Source organism: Providencia sp. PROV201, from assembly GCF_028479545.1.
Lineage (GTDB): Bacteria > Pseudomonadota > Gammaproteobacteria > Enterobacterales > Enterobacteriaceae > Providencia > Providencia huaxiensis.
On the sequence record NZ_JAMPNW010000003.1, the window covers coordinates 152788 to 173339 of the forward strand.

19 protein-coding genes are annotated in these 20552 nt (G+C 39.9%); all 19 read right to left on the reverse strand.

Going from position 1 to position 20552, the window contains the following annotated elements:
• Positions 1-5 precede the first annotated feature (5 nt).
• Complete coding sequence (locus tag PR809_RS03995; RefSeq protein WP_206276781.1) at positions 6-815, reverse strand: MaoC/PaaZ C-terminal domain-containing protein; 810 nt, start codon at positions 813-815, stop codon at positions 6-8.
• Positions 812-2065, reverse strand: coding sequence for a beta-ketoacyl-[acyl-carrier-protein] synthase family protein (locus tag PR809_RS04000; protein ID WP_102138131.1), 1254 nt, complete (start codon positions 2063-2065; stop codon positions 812-814). The genes PR809_RS03995 and PR809_RS04000 overlap by 4 nt, the downstream gene beginning before the upstream one ends.
• The gene (locus PR809_RS04005; RefSeq protein WP_206276786.1) at positions 2062-3474 is read right to left on the reverse strand and encodes an efflux transporter outer membrane subunit; all 1413 of its coding nucleotides are present in this window, start codon (positions 3472-3474) and stop codon (positions 2062-2064) included. The genes PR809_RS04000 and PR809_RS04005 overlap by 4 nt, the downstream gene beginning before the upstream one ends.
• Before the next feature lie 2 nt (positions 3475-3476).
• Positions 3477-5447, reverse strand: coding sequence for an ABC transporter permease (locus PR809_RS04010; RefSeq protein ID WP_375373106.1), 1971 nt, complete (start codon positions 5445-5447; stop codon positions 3477-3479).
• Positions 5447-6631, reverse strand: coding sequence for an efflux RND transporter periplasmic adaptor subunit (locus tag PR809_RS04015; RefSeq protein WP_241098754.1), 1185 nt, complete (start codon positions 6629-6631; stop codon positions 5447-5449). The genes PR809_RS04010 and PR809_RS04015 overlap by 1 nt, the downstream gene beginning before the upstream one ends.
• Positions 6628-8829 (reverse strand): peptidase domain-containing ABC transporter, encoded by a 2202-nt coding sequence (locus tag PR809_RS04020; protein ID WP_102138133.1) that lies wholly within the window; start codon positions 8827-8829, stop codon positions 6628-6630. The genes PR809_RS04015 and PR809_RS04020 overlap by 4 nt, the downstream gene beginning before the upstream one ends.
• Positions 8830-8835: 6 nt before the next feature.
• Positions 8836-9792, reverse strand: coding sequence for an ABC transporter (locus PR809_RS04025; protein ID WP_166264114.1), 957 nt, complete (start codon positions 9790-9792; stop codon positions 8836-8838).
• Positions 9789-10475, reverse strand: a complete 687-nt coding sequence (locus tag PR809_RS04030; RefSeq protein ID WP_229597488.1) for a DsbA family protein — start codon at positions 10473-10475, stop codon at positions 9789-9791. Before PR809_RS04030 ends, PR809_RS04025 begins: the two co-directional genes overlap by 4 nt.
• Positions 10476-10554: 79 nt before the next feature.
• A complete protein-coding gene (locus PR809_RS04035) occupies positions 10555-10752 on the reverse strand; it encodes a DUF4762 family protein (RefSeq protein ID WP_102138136.1) in 198 nt (65 codons plus the stop codon).
• Positions 10753-10862: 110 nt separating this feature from the next.
• Entirely contained in the window at positions 10863-12278 is a 1416-nt protein-coding gene (locus PR809_RS04040) for a PglL family O-oligosaccharyltransferase (RefSeq protein WP_272524450.1), read from the reverse strand.
• A 45-nt stretch (positions 12279-12323) separates the two neighbouring features.
• Positions 12324-12533 (reverse strand): hypothetical protein, encoded by a 210-nt coding sequence (locus tag PR809_RS04045; protein WP_272524451.1) that lies wholly within the window; start codon positions 12531-12533, stop codon positions 12324-12326.
• Positions 12534-12544: 11 nt separating this feature from the next.
• Positions 12545-13108, reverse strand: a complete 564-nt coding sequence (locus PR809_RS04050; RefSeq protein WP_229597489.1) for a fimbrial protein — start codon at positions 13106-13108, stop codon at positions 12545-12547.
• An 8-nt stretch (positions 13109-13116) separates the two neighbouring features.
• The gene (locus tag PR809_RS04055) at positions 13117-14238 is read right to left on the reverse strand and encodes a fimbrial protein (protein ID WP_102138139.1); all 1122 of its coding nucleotides are present in this window, start codon (positions 14236-14238) and stop codon (positions 13117-13119) included.
• A gap of 2 nt (positions 14239-14240) precedes the next feature.
• Positions 14241-14855 carry a fimbrial protein gene (locus PR809_RS04060; protein ID WP_102138140.1) on the reverse strand — a complete coding sequence of 205 codons (615 nt, stop codon included), beginning with the start codon at positions 14853-14855 and terminating at the stop codon, positions 14241-14243.
• A gap of 10 nt (positions 14856-14865) precedes the next feature.
• Positions 14866-15576, reverse strand: a complete 711-nt coding sequence (locus PR809_RS04065) for a fimbrial biogenesis chaperone (RefSeq protein ID WP_229597622.1) — start codon at positions 15574-15576, stop codon at positions 14866-14868.
• Positions 15577-15659: 83 nt separating this feature from the next.
• Positions 15660-18137, reverse strand: a complete 2478-nt coding sequence (locus PR809_RS04070) for a fimbria/pilus outer membrane usher protein (protein WP_102138142.1) — start codon at positions 18135-18137, stop codon at positions 15660-15662.
• Positions 18138-18207: 70 nt separating this feature from the next.
• Positions 18208-18747: a fimbrial protein gene (locus PR809_RS04075; protein ID WP_166264108.1), complete on the reverse strand. Its 540-nt coding sequence runs from the start codon at positions 18745-18747 to the stop codon at positions 18208-18210.
• An 83-nt stretch (positions 18748-18830) separates the two neighbouring features.
• On the reverse strand, positions 18831-19373 hold the full coding sequence (locus PR809_RS04080) for a fimbrial protein (protein WP_102138144.1): 543 nt from the start codon (positions 19371-19373) through the stop codon (positions 18831-18833).
• Between the two features lie 199 nt (positions 19374-19572).
• Complete coding sequence (locus PR809_RS04085) at positions 19573-19893, reverse strand: helix-turn-helix domain-containing protein (protein ID WP_102138145.1); 321 nt, start codon at positions 19891-19893, stop codon at positions 19573-19575.
• Between the last annotated feature and the right edge of the window lie 659 nt (positions 19894-20552).

The window sequence follows — 20552 nt, forward strand, 5'->3', positions numbered from 1 at the left end:
CATTCTTATTGAGTTATTGAATTAACTTTCAATGTTATTGAATTGTTTATTATTTTTTCCCCGTAATGGGCAGTGATACTGATACTTACTAATCGACCACTCTCACTATCCGCAATGACTAAGGCGGGTAAAATACGTAGGTAAATAGGTTCAGGAGAGGTGATAGGAACCCATTTAGTCAGAAGTGCACGGTCAAAAACCACTTCTTGGTGGGTTTGTACGATAGGATAACGGCAAAAAATATCTTTCAACGTTGAGCCGGCTGGCAGCCATTGCGCGATCTCTTGTTGTTGAAATAAAGAGCTATCATGAATTAAGTACCAAAACAAAACTGCATCAATAAATTGCCATTCATACATTTCGTTGGGAAACTGAGAGAATATTGACTGCAATTTCACAAGTTCGGCGGTCGAAATCGTTATCTCATTTGCGATTTCATGTAATCGCGGTGGGGAGGTGACCGACAATTGGCAAGTTAAACAATTTTGTTGCTCATCAGAAGAGAGTAAAGCCACAGATCCCGCTTTATTTCGTGCAACTAATTGATAATCTTTATCGTTCCATAACGGATTGCGTAACCGCACGACACATTTGATAAACTCAGAGTCGATAACCTCTTGTGAAGCCAATAGTTCGTGATTTAATGATTCACTCGCAAATTGTTTCACATCGAGTAGTGCACGCATGCCATGTACACTCAGTTGCTCTACGCCCTTCGCTTTGACCCATTCAAGGTCAAAATGAATCGGGTTATCATCACCAGAAAATGATGCCCACTGTTTTGCATCCTCAAGGGTATAACGTAATGTCCTCATGACGCTTTCTCTAAAATCAGCGCCGCATTTGCCCCACCGAAGCCAAAACTCAGGTTTAGTGCACGCTTAACTTCACCAATACGGTGTTCGTTAGGGATATAATCGAGGTCACATTGCGGGTCCGAGTGATGTAAGTTAGCGGTTGCAGGCATCACGCCATGCGCCATCGCTTGCAAGCAAATAATGGTTTCAAAGCTACCAGCAGCGGCAATTAAGTGTCCGGTATAGGATTTAGTACTAGACATTGGGATTTGATAAGCTGCCGCACCTAATGCCTTTTTCAGTGATTCTGTTTCATTTAAGTCATTAAGAGCCGTTGAGGTCCCATGGGCATTGATATAATCGATAGATTCAGGAGCGGCTCCCGCTTGTTGTAAAGCCATTTCAATGGTTTTCACTCGGGCGACACAATCTTCTGCTGGTGATGTAAAATCAAATGCATCAGAAAAATTCGCATACCCTGTAATTTCACCCAAAATAGTGGCGCCACGTGAAATAGCGCTCTCACGCTCTTCTAAACACAACACGGCTGCACCTTCAGAAAGCACGAATCCACTACGGTCCGCACTGAATGGGCAACATGCACGAGTCGGGTCTTCCGCTTCACGAGTTAAAGCACCAAGAACATCGATATTCCATACAGCACAATCGGTCCGCAAGGACTCTCCTGCACCAGCGAGCATCATATCGGCTCGTCCATGACGGATCGCGTCAAAAGCATCACCAATCGCAATAGTGCCTGTCGCACAAGCCGCGATGGTCGTATTTTGATATCCACGCAGGTTCCAAAACTGGCTGCAAGCCGCTGTTGTCACACTTGGCATTGCATAAAAACAGTTGAAAGGCGAGGTCATCCCTGTCGCTTCGAATTCACTTACCGACATATAATTTTCATCAAGCCCTGCCCACCCCGATCCCATAATGACGCCACACATCAGAGGGTCATATAAATCCGTTAATGGCGTGTCTGCGAAGGCCATGTTCATGGCCTCTCGTGCGGCCCCCAAAGCTAAGCGCGTATGGCGCGGTAAACGACGACGAATAGCCGCGGGAACCCCTTTTAAGCTGGGTTCATTATCAATAAGCCCTAAAAAATGACTGTGGATATTTTGCGCAGTTTTATCAACGTAACGATAACCGAGCTTTTTATCCATAATCGCTTGCCAACATGCTGAAGCCGTATCCCCCAATGGAGTGACAGCCCCATAGCCTGTGACAACAACGCGTTTAAAGTGAGATTTTTGGTTCATAATGGGTTGTCCTCTTGTCGGGCGCTACCGCCACCTTGTGCTAGCCAAAGTTGCAGCGTTGCATAAAGATAATCGTATTGATTTTGAGCTAATGTGTTCTCAATAGTTAAAAGGTCATCTTGCGCATTAAGCAGTGTTTGATAATTCGCGGCACCAGCTCGGTAACGGCTGCTAGTGAGCTTTAACCGCTGCTGGCTAAGTGATAATGACTGTTGCAATTGCTGACGAATTTCATCCGCGGCAAAACGGGCTTCCATCGCGTTATCGACTTCTGATAAGGCGGTATAAGCTGCACGACGAAATGCCACCGCAGCTTGTTGCACTTGTAAGTCGGATTGTTCAATGGTCAATTTCACCGTGTTCCACTGAATAAAAGGCAGAGAAATCGAACCTCCAACAACTCGTGTCGGGTCACTAAACCATTGAGAAAACAATTGGCTACCCGCATTAAGCGCACCTTGCAAAGACAGTGTCGGGTAGAAACTCAATTTAGCAGCGTCAGAGTCAGCAAGCGCGGAACGAAGACGTGACTCGGCAGCTTGAATATCTGGCCGCTGTGCTAATACGGACAACGGTGTCGCGTTAAGAATTTCAATTCGTTGATTTCGATTAAGTGCGGTGAGCTCACTGGCATGCTGCTCTGCAGGGCGGTTCAACAATAGGGCTAGCGCATTACGGGAACTGTCACGTTCTTTAATGATTCGTCGCAATTCATTTTTTCGACTAATCACAGTTTGCTGCGATTGTAAAAAATCCAGTTGGCTAACTTTTCCTGCCAAATACCAAGACTTAATTTGCTGCTGACTTTTTTCTGCAATCTTTTGGCTCGCTATCAGGTTATCAATCTGTTGATTTAACAGTGCAATATTCCAATATAATTGTGCTGTCGTATTAATAACCACTAATGCTGTTGCATGGTAATCCTGTTCGGTTGCTATTGCTTCCCACTCATTCTTTTCACGAATACGTGCAAGCTTTCCCCATAAATCAACTTCATAATTTAAGTTTAGATTTGAGCTATAACTCTCTTGAGGAGAGGTTCCATTGCGAATAGATTTTGTATTGCTTGCAGAGCCCCCAAGGGAGACATTTGGGGTTATATTGGTGTTTGCTAGCCCGGCCGTACTTCGCGCCATCTTTAACTTAATTGCCGCTGCGGCTAAATCATTATTATTCTCTAGTACCTGGTTGATCAGTTGAGATAGCTGAGGATCTTTAAAGTTATCCCACCAATTTTCAGTTAGGTTCAATGACTGAACTGACGTCACTACGTCATTTGTACCAGATTGGTGTATTTTATCATCCCACTGCTGTGGCAATGTGAGCTCAGGACGTTGGTATTCCGTACGCGTAAAACTGCCGCAGCCATTTAGCAAAAATAAAGCAGAAATGATATAAAGCGATTTGATATTCATTCGCGTGCCAATGCCTCCGTTGGGTTAAGTTTGGCAGCCCGACGAGCAGGAAAATAGCCAAAAACAAAACCAATTAGAGCGGAAAAACCGCACGCTAATAAAATAGGGAACAGAGTAAACACCATCGTAAATTCAGTGGTGAGATAAGAAAAAACCCACCCCGCTAACCATGCACCGACAATACCAATAAACCCGCCAAGCGAACAAATCATCACGGCTTCTATCAGAAATTGGTTCATAATATCTTGAGGACGCGCTCCGACCGAAAGGCGGATCCCGATTTCATGAGTTCGTTCCGTCACAGAAACCAGCATGATATTCATCACCCCAACGCCGCCAACCAATAAGGAAATAGCAGCAATCGAGGTGATCAGTAATGACATAGAATCGGATGTTTTCTGTAATGCATTTGCGAGCTGGTCATCCGACTGAATAAAAAAGTCCTTTTTACCATGTTCGCGTAATAACAAACGCTCAACCTGTAATTTAGCTTGTTGAGAAGTTAAGCTTTCAGGGAAACGCAACGAAATAAATTCAATGGGTTTGTCCCCAACCACACGTTGCTGTAAGGATGAGTAAGGCACCCACCCCATAACAAAGCCACTCGACATTTTGGGCCCCGGTTTACGGGCAATACCAATAATTCGCCATGGTGAATGGCCAATTTGCACAATTTGCCCTAATGGTTCTTCTTCTGGCTGAAAAAGTACCTCTCGGCTTCCTTCATCCAATACGATAACAGGCTCACTGTCTGCCATATCGAGCGTACTGAATAAGCTACCATGTAAAAGCTGAAACCCTTGTGCCGCAAAATATTCTTCTGAAACCCCATTAAGCATGATGGAGTTATCCAAGCCTTTATTAACGACCATCGTCATGCTACTCGCGACGGGGGAAATAGACTCAACCCATGGCAACTGCTTTAGGCTTTTGACATCATTTAACGATAACGCACGCTCCATATCAGGCCGCTTAGCCCCCCACCCAGTGCCAGGGCGAATTTCCAGAGTCGTGCTGCCGAGTTTCCCGATTTCATCCATGATGGAGCGTCTTGCTCCTTCCCCCACGGCCATTGATGACACCACAGAAGAAATACCGATGATAATTCCCAACATCGACAAAAATGCACGCATGCGATGACCGAGTAAGGCCCGCCATGCCATACGAATAGACTCAATAATATTGCGCCACACCGATGCACGGCCATTATCTTCAACAGTAGGAAGCTGGTGTCGTTGTTTTGTGCCTTTCTGCGCTTGGTTCTGCTTATCAGAAACAATTTTTCCATCACTAATTTCAATAATTCGCTGAGTTTGCTGAGCGATATTTTTATCGTGGGTCACAATCACAACAGTGTGCCCATCGAGATGAAGTTGATGTAAAATATCCATCAATGCGTGACCACTAGCGCTATCTAATGCCCCTGTAGGTTCATCCGCAAGAATAATTTGCGCACCATTGACCAAGGCGCGACAGACACTGACACGCTGCTGTTGCCCACCAGATAATTGATAAGGTTTGTGATCCAAACGCGTTTGTAACCCTAACTTTTCTGCTAATAAAGCAACTCGAGCGCTCCGCTCATCTTCTGGCATCGCCGTATACAAAGCGGGGATCGCAATATTTTCCTCTGCGGTCAGGTAGGGCATTAGGTGATAACGTTGAAAAATAAACCCAAGATATTGGCTACGTAATTCCGCCAGTTGGTCGCTATTCACCTCATGAACCGCAATCCCATTAATAAATACTTCCCCTTGAGAGGGCTTATCTAAACAACCAATGATGTTCATCAGAGTTGATTTACCTGAACCTGATGCGCCAATGATAGCGACCATCTCTCCTTGATTAATTGATAGCGAAATATCATTCAAAACAGGAATGGTTTGTGTACCAGCTGAAAACTCACGATAAACATGATGAAGTTCAATCAGAGGACGAGTTAAAGATACATTTCGTGTCATCGCCATTATTCACTCGCCACATTATCTGATTGAATAACAACTTGTTCACCCTCACTAATTCCCTCAAGAACTTCGACAAAATGGCGGTCATTAATGCCCACTTTGATGGTGCGCGTTTCCGGTTTTTCATTTTTGATCACGGTCACTTCATATTGGTTTGCACCCATCGCACGCCCCAGCGCACTAGTAGGGAGTCGAATGGCATCTTTTACTTGTGCAACACGAATAAATACTTGCGCAGTCATTGATGTCTTTAATGCACGATTGGCGTTATCAACCTCGAACGTTCCGTTGTAGTAAATTGCGCTGTTCTGTTGCCCTCCAGAATTATTGTTATTTTCATCAAGCGCTTCGGGCGGAATGGGTTGAACATACCCCATCGTACTTTCGTAGTGCGTTTCCGGGTCTGCAATCACATAGAACGTGAGGGGTTGGCCTGGGCTAATTTTTTGAATATCCGCTTCTGAAATTCGTGTCTGAACCTGCATTTTATCCAGGTTCGCCAACACTAAAATGGTTGGTGCTGTCTGTGAAGAAACGATGGTTTGCCCTTCGTTCGCCACAATACCCAGCACTTCACCACTGATCGGCGCGACGATCCGTGTAAAATTGAGGTTAGCTTGTGCAGTTTGTACGTCCATTTCTGATTGCGTGATTAACGCCTCATTGACATTAACCTGCTGTAATTGCGCCTCATATTGTGCTTGCGCTTGTTCATATTCACTGCGAATACCAGAACCATCTCGCTGCATCACTACCTGACGCCGATAGGCTTTGATGTACTGTATTAAAGTTGCTTCTGCAGCCCGTTTTTGCGCCTGAGCACTGGATAACCGGGCGGTTGCATTTTTGAGCTCAGACTGTTGGATCGTCGGGTCGATTTCTGCTAATAACTCCCCTTTAACTACTTTGTCGCCTTGTTTTACATACAATTTTCTGATTTGCCCGTTAACCTGAGCCCCTACGTTAACTTGCATTGAGGGCTTTAATTTCCCCGTTACCATAACGATTTTTTCTATATCGCCACGTTCCACCGATAAAATTACGTTTTCATACAATACAGGGGCGGGTGGTTGCCAAACAAAACGGCCGATCACCACGATCAACACAAGCAGTGCCACCAGCCCACCTAAAGTGCGTAATCGTCGGGCCGTTAAACCCAATATTGGTGTTACGTGACGAGAGGTCATAAGGGAGTACCTTCCATTACCGCTAATAAAGAAGGTTCAGATTGAGGCGTGCCTGCGGTGACAGAAGGGTCTTTATTGGTGCTTATCTCAAGACTTAATTTCCCATCCACGATTCGGTAAAGTGCATCAAAATTAGCCGCCAGCTCTTCACTGTGAGTGACGACAATCAATGTCTTACCTGTTTTCTGGCAATGTGATTGAATAGTCGCCATGACTATTTTTGCTGTTTCTTCATCCAAATTGGCAGTGGGCTCATCCAATAATAAAATAGGACGGGCACTGTACAACGAACGAGCTAATAACAAACGTTGGCGTTGCCCAAGTGACAGTGCCGCATGGCTTTCTCTTATTAACGCATTCACTCCACCAGGTAATTGATTAATCACTGCACCGAGTGCCAATTTATCGAGCAGCACTTCGACTCTTTTTTTATCTTTTTCACGGAAATTAGGGTCAAATAGCGTAATGTTATCTAAGACTCTCGCATTGAATAGAATATCTTCTTGGCTTTGCAAGCAAACCAATTGCGTAAGCTGCTGCACACTGACGGCTTCCCCATTGGATTCGCATATTCCTTGCTGTGGGCTGAATAAACCCGCAATGGTGCGTAATAACGTGCTTTTTCCTACCCCAGATTCCCCAACAATGGCAACCTGTGAGCCTGAAGGTAAGTCTAATGACACATTATTTAAAATCGGTTTTGCAGGGTCATAACAGAAATGAATCCCCTTGAAAGATAAGTGTGGTGCATTTCCTTGCACTGAGGCTTGTTTCTCGTGGAATGGTTCGGTGTCCTGCTCGCTTTTCTTAGGGAATAAAGAATGGGCGCGTGTATCAATAATATGCAGTTGTGACTTATGTATAATCGCATAAAAAATACGCGTCACATAATTGGTGAAAATTTGACGTAAGAAACTATAAGCAAAGAAATCCCCCAACGAAATTAACTCATTGGCCACCATAGGTAGAACCACCAACATAAAAATGACCATCTCCAAACTACCGATTAATTGATAGATGCCATCTTTAATTTGTTGATACACATTTCTGCGTTGCATACAGGTAAACAATTCACGGTTTAACCATGCAAATTGCGCCTTACGCTGATTTTCTATCCCTGCTGTTTTTATGGTCAGAATGCCTTGCAGCGTCTCCATAAAAAAGTCATTTAATTCTGCTGATTTTAGCTGTAACTGCTGGGTGTACCACCGGTCACGAATAATCGCCCATACACTAATTAAGCCCATCACGGTAACACCCGCAGCCGAAATAGCGGCTAACACGGGGGCAATCCAAAACATGGTACCTAATGCGATTGCACAAATAACCCAATCCGTTCGTAACCCGTTATCCAGCTCAATTTTTTCGGTTAATGCCCTCTGCCAAGCAACAAAACGGCTAAAAACATCCCCGGGTGCGCGTTTTTCAAAAAAGCGCAATGGATTACTCAATAAACGGGAAAAGCCAACCCCGCTTTTAATCAACACAAAGTGTTTTACGAAACGCTCGCTGAGCATTCTCACGCCAAGGGCTAATAGTGTTGCAACCACAAAGGCAACAATAAACCAGCCATAAGGGAAAATGGCATTTTTAGCGTCGGAAAAGGCTTGGTTAATCGCATTGCTCACCATGGCTGGCATTAAAAATAGCGTTAAAGAAACCAAAAAAGCGAATATCATCAACCAATAAACACCGCGAATCTCTGAGGTTTCTTTCAGGCTCATTGCATGAGGAGCTTTTTTCCCATCCCCATCATTTTTGTCTTCTGGTGCTAGCGATTCAATTCTTTCCAGCGCGGTATCCGGCTCTAAAATTAATGCATAGCCGCTGATTTCCGCTTTTAATGCAGAGAAAGGTAACCATTGCTGCCCAATTGCAGGGTTCATCACGCACACGTTATTTCCCTTACGATAAGCAAGCAGCACAAAATGGTTTGCTCCGTAATGTAAAATAGCGGGAAGCGGTAAGCTATTGAGCTCTTGGTGCTCAAATAGCACCGGTGTCGTCGCAACACCGTAATTAGCTAAGATGGACGAAAGATCAATCAAAGAAGTTCCATGATCCGATGCCGGATACATCTCTCGCAGCGTTTCAAGAGAAACGTTGAGGCCTTGGGTTTGTGCTAACATCGCAATACATGCTAAGCCACATTCATTGGTTTCTTCTTGAGAAACAAAATTTGGAATAATATTTTTCATTATTATTTAATGGCTAATAAAATAAAGTGAATGGCTATGCCATAAAAGCCAATCATTGGGATAATGACGAACCGCATTTTCAATAATGGCTGGCATTTGAGTTGCAACATCTTTTGCTGCAACAGGCGGATAAACTTTGATTTGTAAACCGTTTTGGTAGTACAGATGATAAAAAACTACCTGTGCCGAAATCGCACTGGATAAACGCACGACACCATTGTGTAACTTTGCTGCACGGTTAAATAAATGGCACGATAATTTGCTCGACGCCCCTTCCTCAGTTTGAACCGTGTAATCAGGGGTAATATCAGGGAAAACAATCATATTCTTTTGCCCTGTCGCCGTTTCTGTCATCGCGGTCATTAATTGGCTAGCTAATACTTTATTTCCCTGATGAATAGAGCAATAAGATAAATTCACCTGACCTAGCTCACGTGCCGAAGCGTTATACTTTTGCTGCTCTGCGCTCGACGAAACCACCACCGTCGCATTGCCAGGAGTCACCCCCGCCCCAACCATTGTGGCTAAAACATCAGAAACCATATGCAACGGAGCAAGTACAACGGGTTTATTTTGTTGGTGCAAAGGCGCAACAACGCTATCAAGTTCAAGGGTACAAACTCGAACTTGCGCCATGATTTCTTGGTTTTGTCCCCATGTGGCTGCCTCTTCCAAAATGAAGCGTCGAATAGCTATCCAGCTCATATCAATATGCCCTTTCGTTTCCATTAAACTACGAAAGTTTTCCGTGGCGACTTTATTACGATTACGATATTGACGGCCTAATAAACCAGCGCGACATAATAAATTAGAAACAAATAATACCGATGTGATATAGCCCCGACGCAATAACAACCGTAAAAAGGCAAGCCCACTATGATTAAGTTTTTGATATCCTTTTTTAAACGGCATCAAACAGTTTTTCGCTGTAAATACCGTCCAAACAATGAAAAACCGGATCACCGTAACTCCTCATTACTTTTATCTAATAACTCAAGCATATAGGTAGTAAAGTCTGCAAAATCGCGGTCTTGATAAACAACATAGCGTTTATTGATAATAAAGGCAGGTGTTCCAGTGATTTGATAAAATTTGCTAATTTCAAGCATATATTTAAGACGTTCTTGAACGGCTTGGCTTTCACTGGTTTTTAGGTATTGAGTAGAATCAATATTGTGCTGTTTTAACCATTGGTTTAAGACATCTTTGTTAGCTAAATCAAGCTTATCGCTGATAACGGCAGTATAAAGATCCTGACGGTATTGAGATTCCACACCCATCTCTTCCAATGTCGCAAAAATAGGCGCATAGGCAGCCAGCCCTAGATTATTATCCTTGGCTAAATGAATGACTTTAAAGTTGACATTCTCAGGGAGTGTTTTTTCGAATTGGCTGACATTGTCATGATTTACTGCACAATAATGGCAACCATAAGAAACAACTTCTATGATGCTATTATTTTCTTTTATTGGACTCAACAGAGCTTGTTCACTATTAAATTCAATAAAAGAAGAAACTTGTGCATCATCATTTGAGAAAGTATTAAAAACAAAAATATGATAGGACAAAACCGTCATGAGTGAAGAAACGATAATAACAAATAGAGTATAAAGTGTAATAGTTATTGGTTTAAAACGAGTATTCATAACAGTTAATTCCATTCAGGTACGAAAAATACATGGGGATAGCTCCCCATGTATCAACTAATAAAAATTAAATTTAATATTATGGAGCTGTTACATCACAGTTTGGTGCATCAACAGCTTTCGCTGAGTATGTTTTGTTACCGTGCTTATCAGTACAAGTTGTTACTAATTGGCAAGATTTAACTCCACCAATAGTGATGCTCTCATAAGTATCAGTACAAACTTGTTCTGTTCCACCAATTACAGCAGCAGCTTCGATAGCATTTAACTTTTTCATGTTATTTCCTTTTATATAGATTTAAATTAATAAAACACCCTATTTATTGATAATGGACATCAATAAATTCTTTAGATTTTTAATTAACACATGAAGTACCACATGAATAATTAAAAATTCAATTCTTCTAATTTTTCATTATTATCAAATAAAAAAATCGCTTTTTCTTTGACACTTTTCGCTTTCTCTCTCTCACCTAATTCATTTAAAACAAGGATCCAAGAAAAATAAACATTAACATCTGACCAAGAACGTGAATAACTTTCAGCCCAAGATGAAAACAAATTCAAATAATAAGGGTCTTGCGTCTCATTATAGCGTAATAAATATCCCATATTGAGATCTAATTTATAACGATCATCGATTAAGTAATATTTCCATTCGCTATAATCAGGCTCATTTCTCGAAAGAAGAAACTGTTGCCCTGTTTTTTCTATATAGGTTAAATATTGCTGCGTTTGCAAAGTAAAATACAGCAACCCCATTGATAAAAAACCACCTAACGCAATAACTATTTTAGAACAATACCCTACAACTTTATTCAAATGATATTTTTTAGTTGGAATATCAGCACAACGTATTAGCAGTATCAGTACCACCCCATGAGGTATTGATAGCCACAATGGAAACTCTGTCATCATGTGTAAAACAATTGGTAATGCAATAACTAAAAAAACATAATTATTATTTTTATTTTTTAATGAAGAATAAAGTAGATACCCACCACCAATAATAACTAACAATATCGCAGCAATGCCAACTAACCCACCTTCAACCATCCAACGTAATATCTCATTATGTGGATGTGACATGCCCCTTACTTTGGTTTCTAGTAACCCACCACCAAAGCGCTCTAAAAATACAGATTCAAAACTACCAACACCCGTACCAAATAAAACATTCTCACTGAATAAATATAAACTATGCTGCCACAATACCCATCTAATATGCGATGTCTGTAATTTACTTTCAGAAAAGTCAGAAATATTAAAAGCAACTTTTATTCCATAACCAAAAATAAGACCGATAACAATCGCTATTACAGAATAAAAAATATATTTACGATGATACTTTGCAAAAAAATAAAAAACAACAACAATTAATAATAAATTTAAATATCCAGTTAATGATTGAGACAACGATAATACTGTGCTCATTAAAATGAGACTCACAATGATAATAGTAGACGCATACCATGTGATGGTTCTTATTAAAATAAACATACCTATTGCACTGGCAATGCCAACACAAATAAAACTAGAAAGAACATTAACTTGTTGGAATACGCCATATGGCCTATCCCCTGATATTGGGAAAAATTTAAAAACTTGTGCTATTGAATATAGACTCTCAATAATAGCAGCAAATAATACACTGCAAACAATTATTTTCAATACGGATTCTGAAATATTTATTTGCAATAAAACTTGATAAAAAAATAACGCACCCAATAACCAATATGCAGTCAAGTATGCATTAAGCTGGTAATCTTCAGGTGAAAAAAAACATAAACCTAATAATAACACCAACCCAAGCGTAATATAATTACTCGACTTAGAGTAATATAATTTTTAATTTTTAATTTGAGTAATATTAACCACTATAATAAAAAAAGCAATAAAAAAACTACTAATTATATTAAATGGTAATGACAAACCTGTTCCGCCCATATTCGGCAAATAAATATGCAATATAATACCAAAAAATATTATAACAAAACCTAAAAGCCCCCATGGATAACTTTCTTTTTTATTATTTTTATTTTTTATTGCAAAAATCATATTTTCATTCGTTATTGATAATTTAATGTATAGTATGCTGTACTATAAAAATTCCCATAAGTAATAGTTTGGTTAACTCTCGCTTCAGGCTCAGCCTCGACATAAGCCTTAAATTGAATTTCCGTATTATTTGTTGCCAAGTTTTGCGCTAGTGATGGCGTATTCAATTCTATGGGTGTTTCATTTAAATTTAATAACCCAATACCAATACCGCTAGCTTCACTTTGGTCACTAATCGCAAGATGGTCAGGAAGATTCCCATTTTCAATTCCATTAAATGTCACTGTCACCGATTTAAATATAGTCGTATTACAATTCGCTAAATGAATTGAGAAATTTAAAGGTTTCGATTTGCCTTCTTTATAAAGTTCTTTAACCGAGATTTGTTGAAAACTAACAGAGACCTTCTCACTTCCAGGCGCTATCTGACATGGCGTAGCAACAACCATGCCTTTGAATGAATAGCTACCCATATTACTCGGGATCACACTCGCACTCACCGCCCCCGAGACTAATAAATATAAGCCAATCGACAATAAATATTTTGTACGTTTTAACTGATTATTATTTCGCATGATCGGCCTCATTGGAATTCAGCAAGAATGGTTCCGGTACTTGTAAACTCACCTTCTTCCACACTACTTCCAGGCGCTGCTATTGGCGCAGCCGTTAAGTTCCAAGTACCTTGGTTATTAATAAAGTTAGGCACTTGGTATGCTTGATTCGGTTTTACCAATGTACCCGTCACATTATCAGTCACCACAATGCCAAGATTTGTGCGTTTCACACCATTTTTTAATGTACCGAAATAAGCAGGGTTAAAATCCGCACTACCTGACGCCCCTGGTAAGAGTGACAGTTTGATATTTAAATCACCTGTCGTAAAACTCCCACCGCTACATTTGACTGGGATCTTAAAGGGCTGAGCATAATTAACTCCATTTAACCGTTCACTCGTATTTGCTACATCAAGAAAATCAATATTAATTGGGTTACCTTGATTAATCGTACACTCGTCAGCAACTGTGATAATCCCTGCACCTAAAACAACCCGAGTTGAAGGGATTGACGCATAAGCTGTACTGCCATTCGCTGGGCTGCCTTTTTTAGCAAAAACCTGTACCAGTTCAGCTTGGTTGATGGTAATACCATTTATAATCGGTTTTTTCAGTCTAAACGTGATTGTTCCGCTCGATCCCGTCCGTAACTCGACGCCATAATCACGGCTATTGACACTCGGTGGAATACACTCTATTGGCTCAGATCCCCCATTCCATATATCTTTAACAGGAACAGGAACTTTCTGACCAATCGTTCCCCCAATTTGAATTTCAACTTTTACATCAAAATATTCATTAAGGTTCAGATACCCTGGGTTTTGCATTGATGTAGGAATGGTTGACATTAAATCAAATGTCATTCCTGAATCAGGATCTGAACTCCCAGACCCTCCTGTATTCATTTTTTTTTGGCAATAAATATCGAAAAAAGGCCAGTTACCTACATCAAAATTGAATACTGTTTCGGCATCCTTCTCATTGACAAGTATCTGATTATTCATCCTTGCTTCGAATGTATAAGTCCCCCCAGTAGGTATAACCGAGCCGTGAGGAAAGCCCAAAGCAGATAACGGGAAAGCCCCTATTGTCAGTAAACCAGCCACAAGAGTCATATCTTTTAGTTTTTTGTTGTTGGATACAAACATGGTTATAAATACTCCAGTTTTAGCCTAATTAACCCACTAAAAGTTCCCGCTGAAACAGACTGTGCTGTAGATTCTAATGAGGCATTAAGTGTAATGTTGTTATCACCAGGTTTGATCACCCATGAGCTTGTTGGCTGATTGACCATTAGGTTTTGATGTTCCTTACTGGAAATACGTAATCCTGCGCCTCGAATATCACCTGTAACTCGCACGAGCTCAGGGTTAAAAAAATTCGAATCTCCTGCAATACTCAATGAAACAGCACTTTCACCTGTTAGGTAGTAACGCTGCGCATTTTGAGTTGACTCTCCAGCAGCATTCACAAATGACTTAGATGCTCCTCGCTGACAATCTTTGAGTCGAATATTAAATGCAACAGGCGCGCTTCTATCGCCAATACGACGAAACGCTCTAGCATTAATCTCACCTAAATCAATATATTGCTCTTGAGTCTCCAATTCGAGGACACAAGGTGATGCATAAACGCTCCCTGTAAAATGCACAGTACTATGAACGTCTAGCAACGTTTGGCGTGATAGTTTTTCATCCGCAATATCTGCAACCGCAGAGAAACTTCCTAGCCCTAACAATACGATCCCTAAGCACCTAATGTTCATATGAATACTCCTAGCGAATCTGTTGTTCTGGTGGTAACGCTTTACACGTATTTCCGCTACAACTGTATTTCAGTTCTGGATGACCACCATAATCATTCACATACATCATGGTGAAACTATCAGCTGAGCTATTGACCTTAATATCGAGATTAGATTTAGGGGCGATCATTACGCCAGGAAAATCAGTCAGTTTTTTTCCGCCGTCTGCCACAAGTTTATTATTCAGGCTAATAATGGTTACAAAATAAGGTGTTGGGTTTTCAGCACGCCAATTATTCCCCTGTTTATAAAATGTCACTTGGTCTTGCCAAACCGCACTTTTAGATTCAGGAATAATAGCTGTCGGCCGATAAAATAATTTAATGCGCGATTGCATCGCTAGCTGTAAAACATTTGGTTTATCAGGCTTCGGTGGAACTTCACGCACATTTAAATAAAACAGACTTTCTCGGTCTTGGGGGAGCTTATCTATTTCGGCTGTTTTTGAAACACGAGCAACGCCTTTTTGCCCACCATTAATGCGTTGTAATGGAGGTAATACAACTAATGGCGATGTGATTTTTTTCCCATTGGCATCTTCAACCCATGACTGAGCAAGAAAAGGAATACTTGAGCTGGTGTTTGATAAATTAGCACTCGCAGAATTTTCATCGCCTTTAATGATCAGTCGTGTTCTATCTAGTGAAATACCTGCATATGATTGCCCTACGCCAACCATCATAACTAGCAAACCACCTACCCATTTATTTATACGAATCGCCATTTTCTCTACCTTATAAGATACTTTTTCAAACTGTCATTACATTATTGGCAAGGCAGCAAAACTGACATACCCGAATTAATTTTTTCAGGCAGTTGAATTTTACATTGCGCTTTTCCGCCCCAAGATACCGTTAATGTTTCTTTAGGATTTACTGCCATCAAATACGCCAATCCATTTTCCATTAACATGGCAATATTAATACCATCAGCGTTTGTCACATCAGCACCAAACGGAGGTACCGTATCGTTATAACGAATAGTTGCGATGAGCTTTTCACCTTCTGCTACATCAAACCGCTGATAACCGATTGCACCTTCTGTTAATGTCGATGTTGCTATCGCCTTATTGGTATCAACGTTATTTTTTAACTTATCGACATCAATACGTGTGTCGAAGCTGTAATAGCTGACAATGTCAGGCACAACAGAAATACCAGCCCAGTTAGTCCGCGTTTTTTCATGGTTAAACGGCACGCCACCAACACCGTTGGTATCGACCATAATTCTTGCTGTATCCGTTGTACCAGTACTGTTATGTAATGCAGATCCATGTTTGGTAGCAGTAAAACCACCGCGTAATGTCCCGTTGATCGATGCCGTTTGCCTTTCTTGATAGCTGACATTGGTATTAACTTCAGCAAGTTGCGTCCGTTTTTGATAATATCCATCAAACCGCACGCGATCATCGCTGCTTCGGCCGGCTCTAACTCGCCATAAGTTATTCATGTCCCTGTTATCACTGTAAGAGAGCATGTGGCTGGTCTTACTGCCGCTGTTTTGCAAGTCGTATCCTGCCCAACGGCTATCACCAACAGGTACTGAAACCGAAAGTGAAATGCTATCGTCACGTCGGCCTCGGTAGTCAGAACGGTAAGCCGCAATATTGGTTGAGACACCATCGATGCCCATTAGACGAAATGTTCGACCCACAGATAAGCCATACCTATCTTGAGATGTTTGGTCCCAAAAAGTCTGATGGGTATAAGTTAGGAATACCGTCGTTCTCCAATCAGGATCATCAGCCCAAAAAGTTTTATTCCCTGTCACGGTATACATCTCTTTTTGACGGCCAATACCCAGATATCTGTTCTCACGCTCATCTAAGTATTGCGACAGCGTTCTAAACTTATCCTGCGAGAAGCGGTAACCCGCAAAAGTAATCGTACTGTTAAGTTCATCAAATGATTTTGAATAACTCAGGCGATAAGAAGAACCCGTTTGCGTGTTATCACCTGGCATTCTGCTAATGGATTGTGTGACATCTGCAGAAAGCGCACCAAATATAGATAAATCACGCCCTAACCCAGCAGATATTGCGGTGTAATCCCTACCAGCAAAAAGTAGCCCACCAATGAGTGACCAGTTATTGCTCAGTCCCCAAGAGAAATCTCCCGTGGCAAACATTGGCCCCTCAAGCTTGTGATTAAATCGAGATGGCTTACCGACCGAAGCGTTGTAACGCACATAACCTGGGCGCGTTAAATAAGGGATATTTGCCGTATCAACTTGAAAAGTCGATACCTCGCCGTCATCGCCTTCAACTTTGACATCCAAGGTTCCACGAACGGAGCTTTGCAAATCTTGAATACTGAATGGCCCCGCAGGTACCGTCGTTTCATAAACGACACGCCCAGCTTGAGTCACAACAATTTTTGAATTGCTTTTCGCGATACCATTAATCTGTGGCGCATATCCCCGTAGATTCGGTGGTAACATACGTTCATCACTGGCCAGGTTAAAACCGGTGAAGCGGATCGTGTCAAAAACCTGAGAATTTAAATAAATTTCCCCCAGTGTCAGCTTAGCCGCCATGTGGATCAGAGGACGATATGCATAAAACTGGTTCCAATCGAATTTTCTATCACCGCGCTCGTTATAATTAGCTTGATAATCAGCTCTAAAGCGCCACGCCCCTAAGTTAAACCCGGTTTGGCCATATGCTGACAATGAGTGCTTGTTTGTATTTGTCGTCAAAGAACGAGAAATTGACCCTGTCAGGTTATAATCAAATATAAGGCCTGAAACCCCTGAATCCCAACGCTCAGGCGGTACCCAACTAGGATCGGAATATTTCATCCATGCCTGTGGAATAGTGATATCCAGTTTGCCTTCATTATTATTAATTTTAACGCCTGAAATAGGTAAAATATTTGAACATTCAGGGGATATGGCTTGGATTTTTTTTAACGCATCTTCTTTGAGCGCTAACATTTCAATTTGCTTAGGAGTAAAACAAACTAATGATTTTTCACTATCTTGAGGATCGGTAATATAAGTGACTTTCTGCTGCGACAATGATTGTCCATTAATATAGACATCTAATAAATAAGTCCCAGGAAATACAAAGTTATCTTTAGAGAATCGAGTTAAATCAATATTGTTACGATCACCAACATCTAATACGTCAACGTTAAACTCAACAAGATCATTTGCAGACATATTTGGTGAATAGCAAAGTACTGCAATATATATTGCAAATAGTCTTTTTATATTATTTATATTTCCATTTAAAATAATCATTTTAATTACTCAGTATTCACTCGTTGGCTAGAGATTTAGTTCAATTCTCTTTTATATGTAATTATTAGTTTTAGAAATAATCCATCCTAAACCTTAGAACCCCTTCGAAATCACCTGCCTTAATATGCTTTTGATAAGCAACTAAAACAGCAGTAAAATCTAATCTATTGCGCCCTTCTAATAATGTGTAATCCGGCATTTTTCTATTAAGCTTAAGTATTTCTCCGTGAGAATCTCTAAATTGAATTCCAAATCCTTCTGAATCACCACTCACTTGTAAAATTTGGTCATCATTAACAGAGGTTCCCATCATGGTTATTTGCGCGCGCGATGCACTACCTTTGTCATTAGAAGGCAACGTACATCCAACGAGCTTTATATCAAAATCCTTACTCACCAAAATATTGATTTCTGGGGTAATCTCTCGGGCACTAATTTCACCAAAATTAACCCAAAGCTCTCGGCTTTCAGGATCAATCGTGCATGAGGCTTCTATTAATTCACCTTGCATTACAATATCACCAGGGGTGTTATTGCCGGTCATTCCCCAACTTAATAGAGGCCATAACAAACTAGAGCCTAGTGTTATTTTTGCAACCCGACTTATCATGGACAATACCATTTAGTTATTGGTAGGTTTTATTAATGCGGAGTATTAAATACTCCGCACATTGATATAAAACCAATTACAAATTATTGGTAATCAATTTTAAAATTGATAGTTGAATCAAAGCTACCTGGAGTCACTGCATTAGATGCATTATCAGATTTTAAATAAGCAACGAATGGAATTGCAGTTTTACCATTAGACAAGTTAACAGAAGAAGAAGCTTGTCCCCAAACAACATCTTTATTTCCATTGTCTCTTAAACCAATACCAGCACCACTTGCAGTACCTGAAGTGAACGCTGCTAATGTATTATCATTAGGGTTAATAGTTGATGGTGTGTAAGTTACTGTTGCTGTTTGTGCAACGGTAGTATCACACCCTTGCAGAACGATATCTTTCTTGATATTACCTGCACGCTCACCATTTTTTAAATTAGAAATAGGGATCTGATAAAAGTTAACTTTTACAGGACTTGATTCTTGACTTAAACCACAAGCAGAATTCACTAACTCACCTGAAAATTCGATAGTACCGTTAGTAGGAGTACCAGTATAAGCAGCCATTGCTGCGAATGAAGCAAAACCTGATGCAAATACGGCACCCATTACAAATTTATTCAATTTCATGATTATTTAATCCTGTGTAATTCTTACATGATGTATGTTTCAACGTAACAGTTGTTAATAACAACTTTAGATAAAAATAATCATTAACTTTAAAATTAATTAATGATTATTTTTAATAAAGTTTTCATTTTAATATATTACATTAGTTATGTTTAACAATTTCCCTTCACTAAACGAATTAAACTATTTATTAACCGAATTATCGCCACATTTTCTTAATATCTTTATCTAAAATAGAAAAATAATTATTCCCATTTTTCATGGTGTACTGTAATCTTTCATTATCATATTTATCTATTACGTGGTTAAAAAAATCTCTCCAAGACTTATTGAATATGATTAGGATTGTATCCATCATTTCAAATGTTAGCTTTGTTTTCCCCGTCTCGTATCGAGATATCTGCTGCTGGCTAATATTCAATCTTCTTGCTAACTCTCCACCAGTTAAGTTTTGCTCTTTTCTAATTCCTCTCAAATACTGTCCTATCTCTTTATTTATCTCATTAGAAAAATAAGTCATTTAATTCAACCTTTGTATTAAAAATTAATTATAGGCACCAATCTGAACCATAGATACCGTCCTAAAATTTTTAATGATTATATGGTTGATTATTTGTTTTGTATAATCGATAAGGCAAATTGATTGCTATTAAAAACAATTTATTGCCCTATTAATACGAAGTAAATGTAACAAAACAGCTCAACAGTAAAATTAATAATATAAATAACAATATGTTATGGATGCAAAATTAGATTTACTCATATTGGAAATTACATTTTGGTACATTTTAAAATATTGAAACACAGATTTTACTAATGAGATGTATTTTATGGTGAAATTTCAATCGCAAAATACAACTTAAGAATGCAGCATTACTCGAATTTTGCGTTTGTAAATTATATGAATTTTTTTTAAGACTTATCTGAGCTTTGTTATTTATAAACACCAACAAATTAATTATAAATTACCGTAAAGTTTATCACCAGAATTATAGACCATAGAAAACATCACTAACACCCAATAAATTCCAACACAATATAAAAAACCAGAATATTTATTACTCCGATAATGAGTATTAAGATATTATATTTCATATTTGTTAATTTTATACTTTAATAAAGTGTACATGAAAGATTCGTTTAAACATTTCATCCCTGTAGAAAAATAAGAATTTAGCC

Bases quoted from the DNA above. Each gene is read 5' to 3' on its own strand.
- PR809_RS04080 (WP_102138144.1), bottom strand. From the start codon at position 19,373: ATGAAATTGAATAAATTTGTAATGGGTGCCGTATTTGCATCAGGTTTT.
- PR809_RS04075 (WP_166264108.1), bottom strand. From the start codon at position 18,747: ATGATAAGTCGGGTTGCAAAAATAACACTAGGCTCTAGTTTGTTATGG.
- PR809_RS04070 (WP_102138142.1), bottom strand. From the start codon at position 18,137: ATGATTATTTTAAATGGAAATATAAATAATATAAAAAGACTATTTGCA.
- PR809_RS04065 (WP_229597622.1), bottom strand. From the start codon at position 15,576: ATGATGGTTGGCGTAGGGCAATCATATGCAGGTATTTCACTAGATAGA.
- PR809_RS04020 (WP_102138133.1), bottom strand. From the start codon at position 8,829: ATGAAAAATATTATTCCAAATTTTGTTTCTCAAGAAGAAACCAATGAA.
- PR809_RS04045 (WP_272524451.1), bottom strand. From the start codon at position 12,533: ATGATTTTTGCAATAAAAAATAAAAATAATAAAAAAGAAAGTTATCCA.
- PR809_RS03995 (WP_206276781.1), bottom strand. From the start codon at position 815: ATGAGGACATTACGTTATACCCTTGAGGATGCAAAACAGTGGGCATCA.
- PR809_RS04050 (WP_229597489.1), bottom strand. From the start codon at position 13,108: ATGCGAAATAATAATCAGTTAAAACGTACAAAATATTTATTGTCGATT.
- PR809_RS04010 (WP_375373106.1), bottom strand. From the start codon at position 5,447: ATGGCGATGACACGAAATGTATCTTTAACTCGTCCTCTGATTGAACTT.
- PR809_RS04085 (WP_102138145.1), bottom strand. From the start codon at position 19,893: ATGACTTATTTTTCTAATGAGATAAATAAAGAGATAGGACAGTATTTG.
- PR809_RS04030 (WP_229597488.1), bottom strand. From the start codon at position 10,475: ATGAATACTCGTTTTAAACCAATAACTATTACACTTTATACTCTATTT.
- PR809_RS04015 (WP_241098754.1), bottom strand. From the start codon at position 6,631: ATGACCTCTCGTCACGTAACACCAATATTGGGTTTAACGGCCCGACGA.
- PR809_RS04000 (WP_102138131.1), bottom strand. From the start codon at position 2,065: ATGAACCAAAAATCTCACTTTAAACGCGTTGTTGTCACAGGCTATGGG.
- PR809_RS04060 (WP_102138140.1), bottom strand. From the start codon at position 14,855: ATGAACATTAGGTGCTTAGGGATCGTATTGTTAGGGCTAGGAAGTTTC.
- PR809_RS04055 (WP_102138139.1), bottom strand. From the start codon at position 14,238: ATGTTTGTATCCAACAACAAAAAACTAAAAGATATGACTCTTGTGGCT.
- PR809_RS04035 (WP_102138136.1), bottom strand. From the start codon at position 10,752: ATGAAAAAGTTAAATGCTATCGAAGCTGCTGCTGTAATTGGTGGAACA.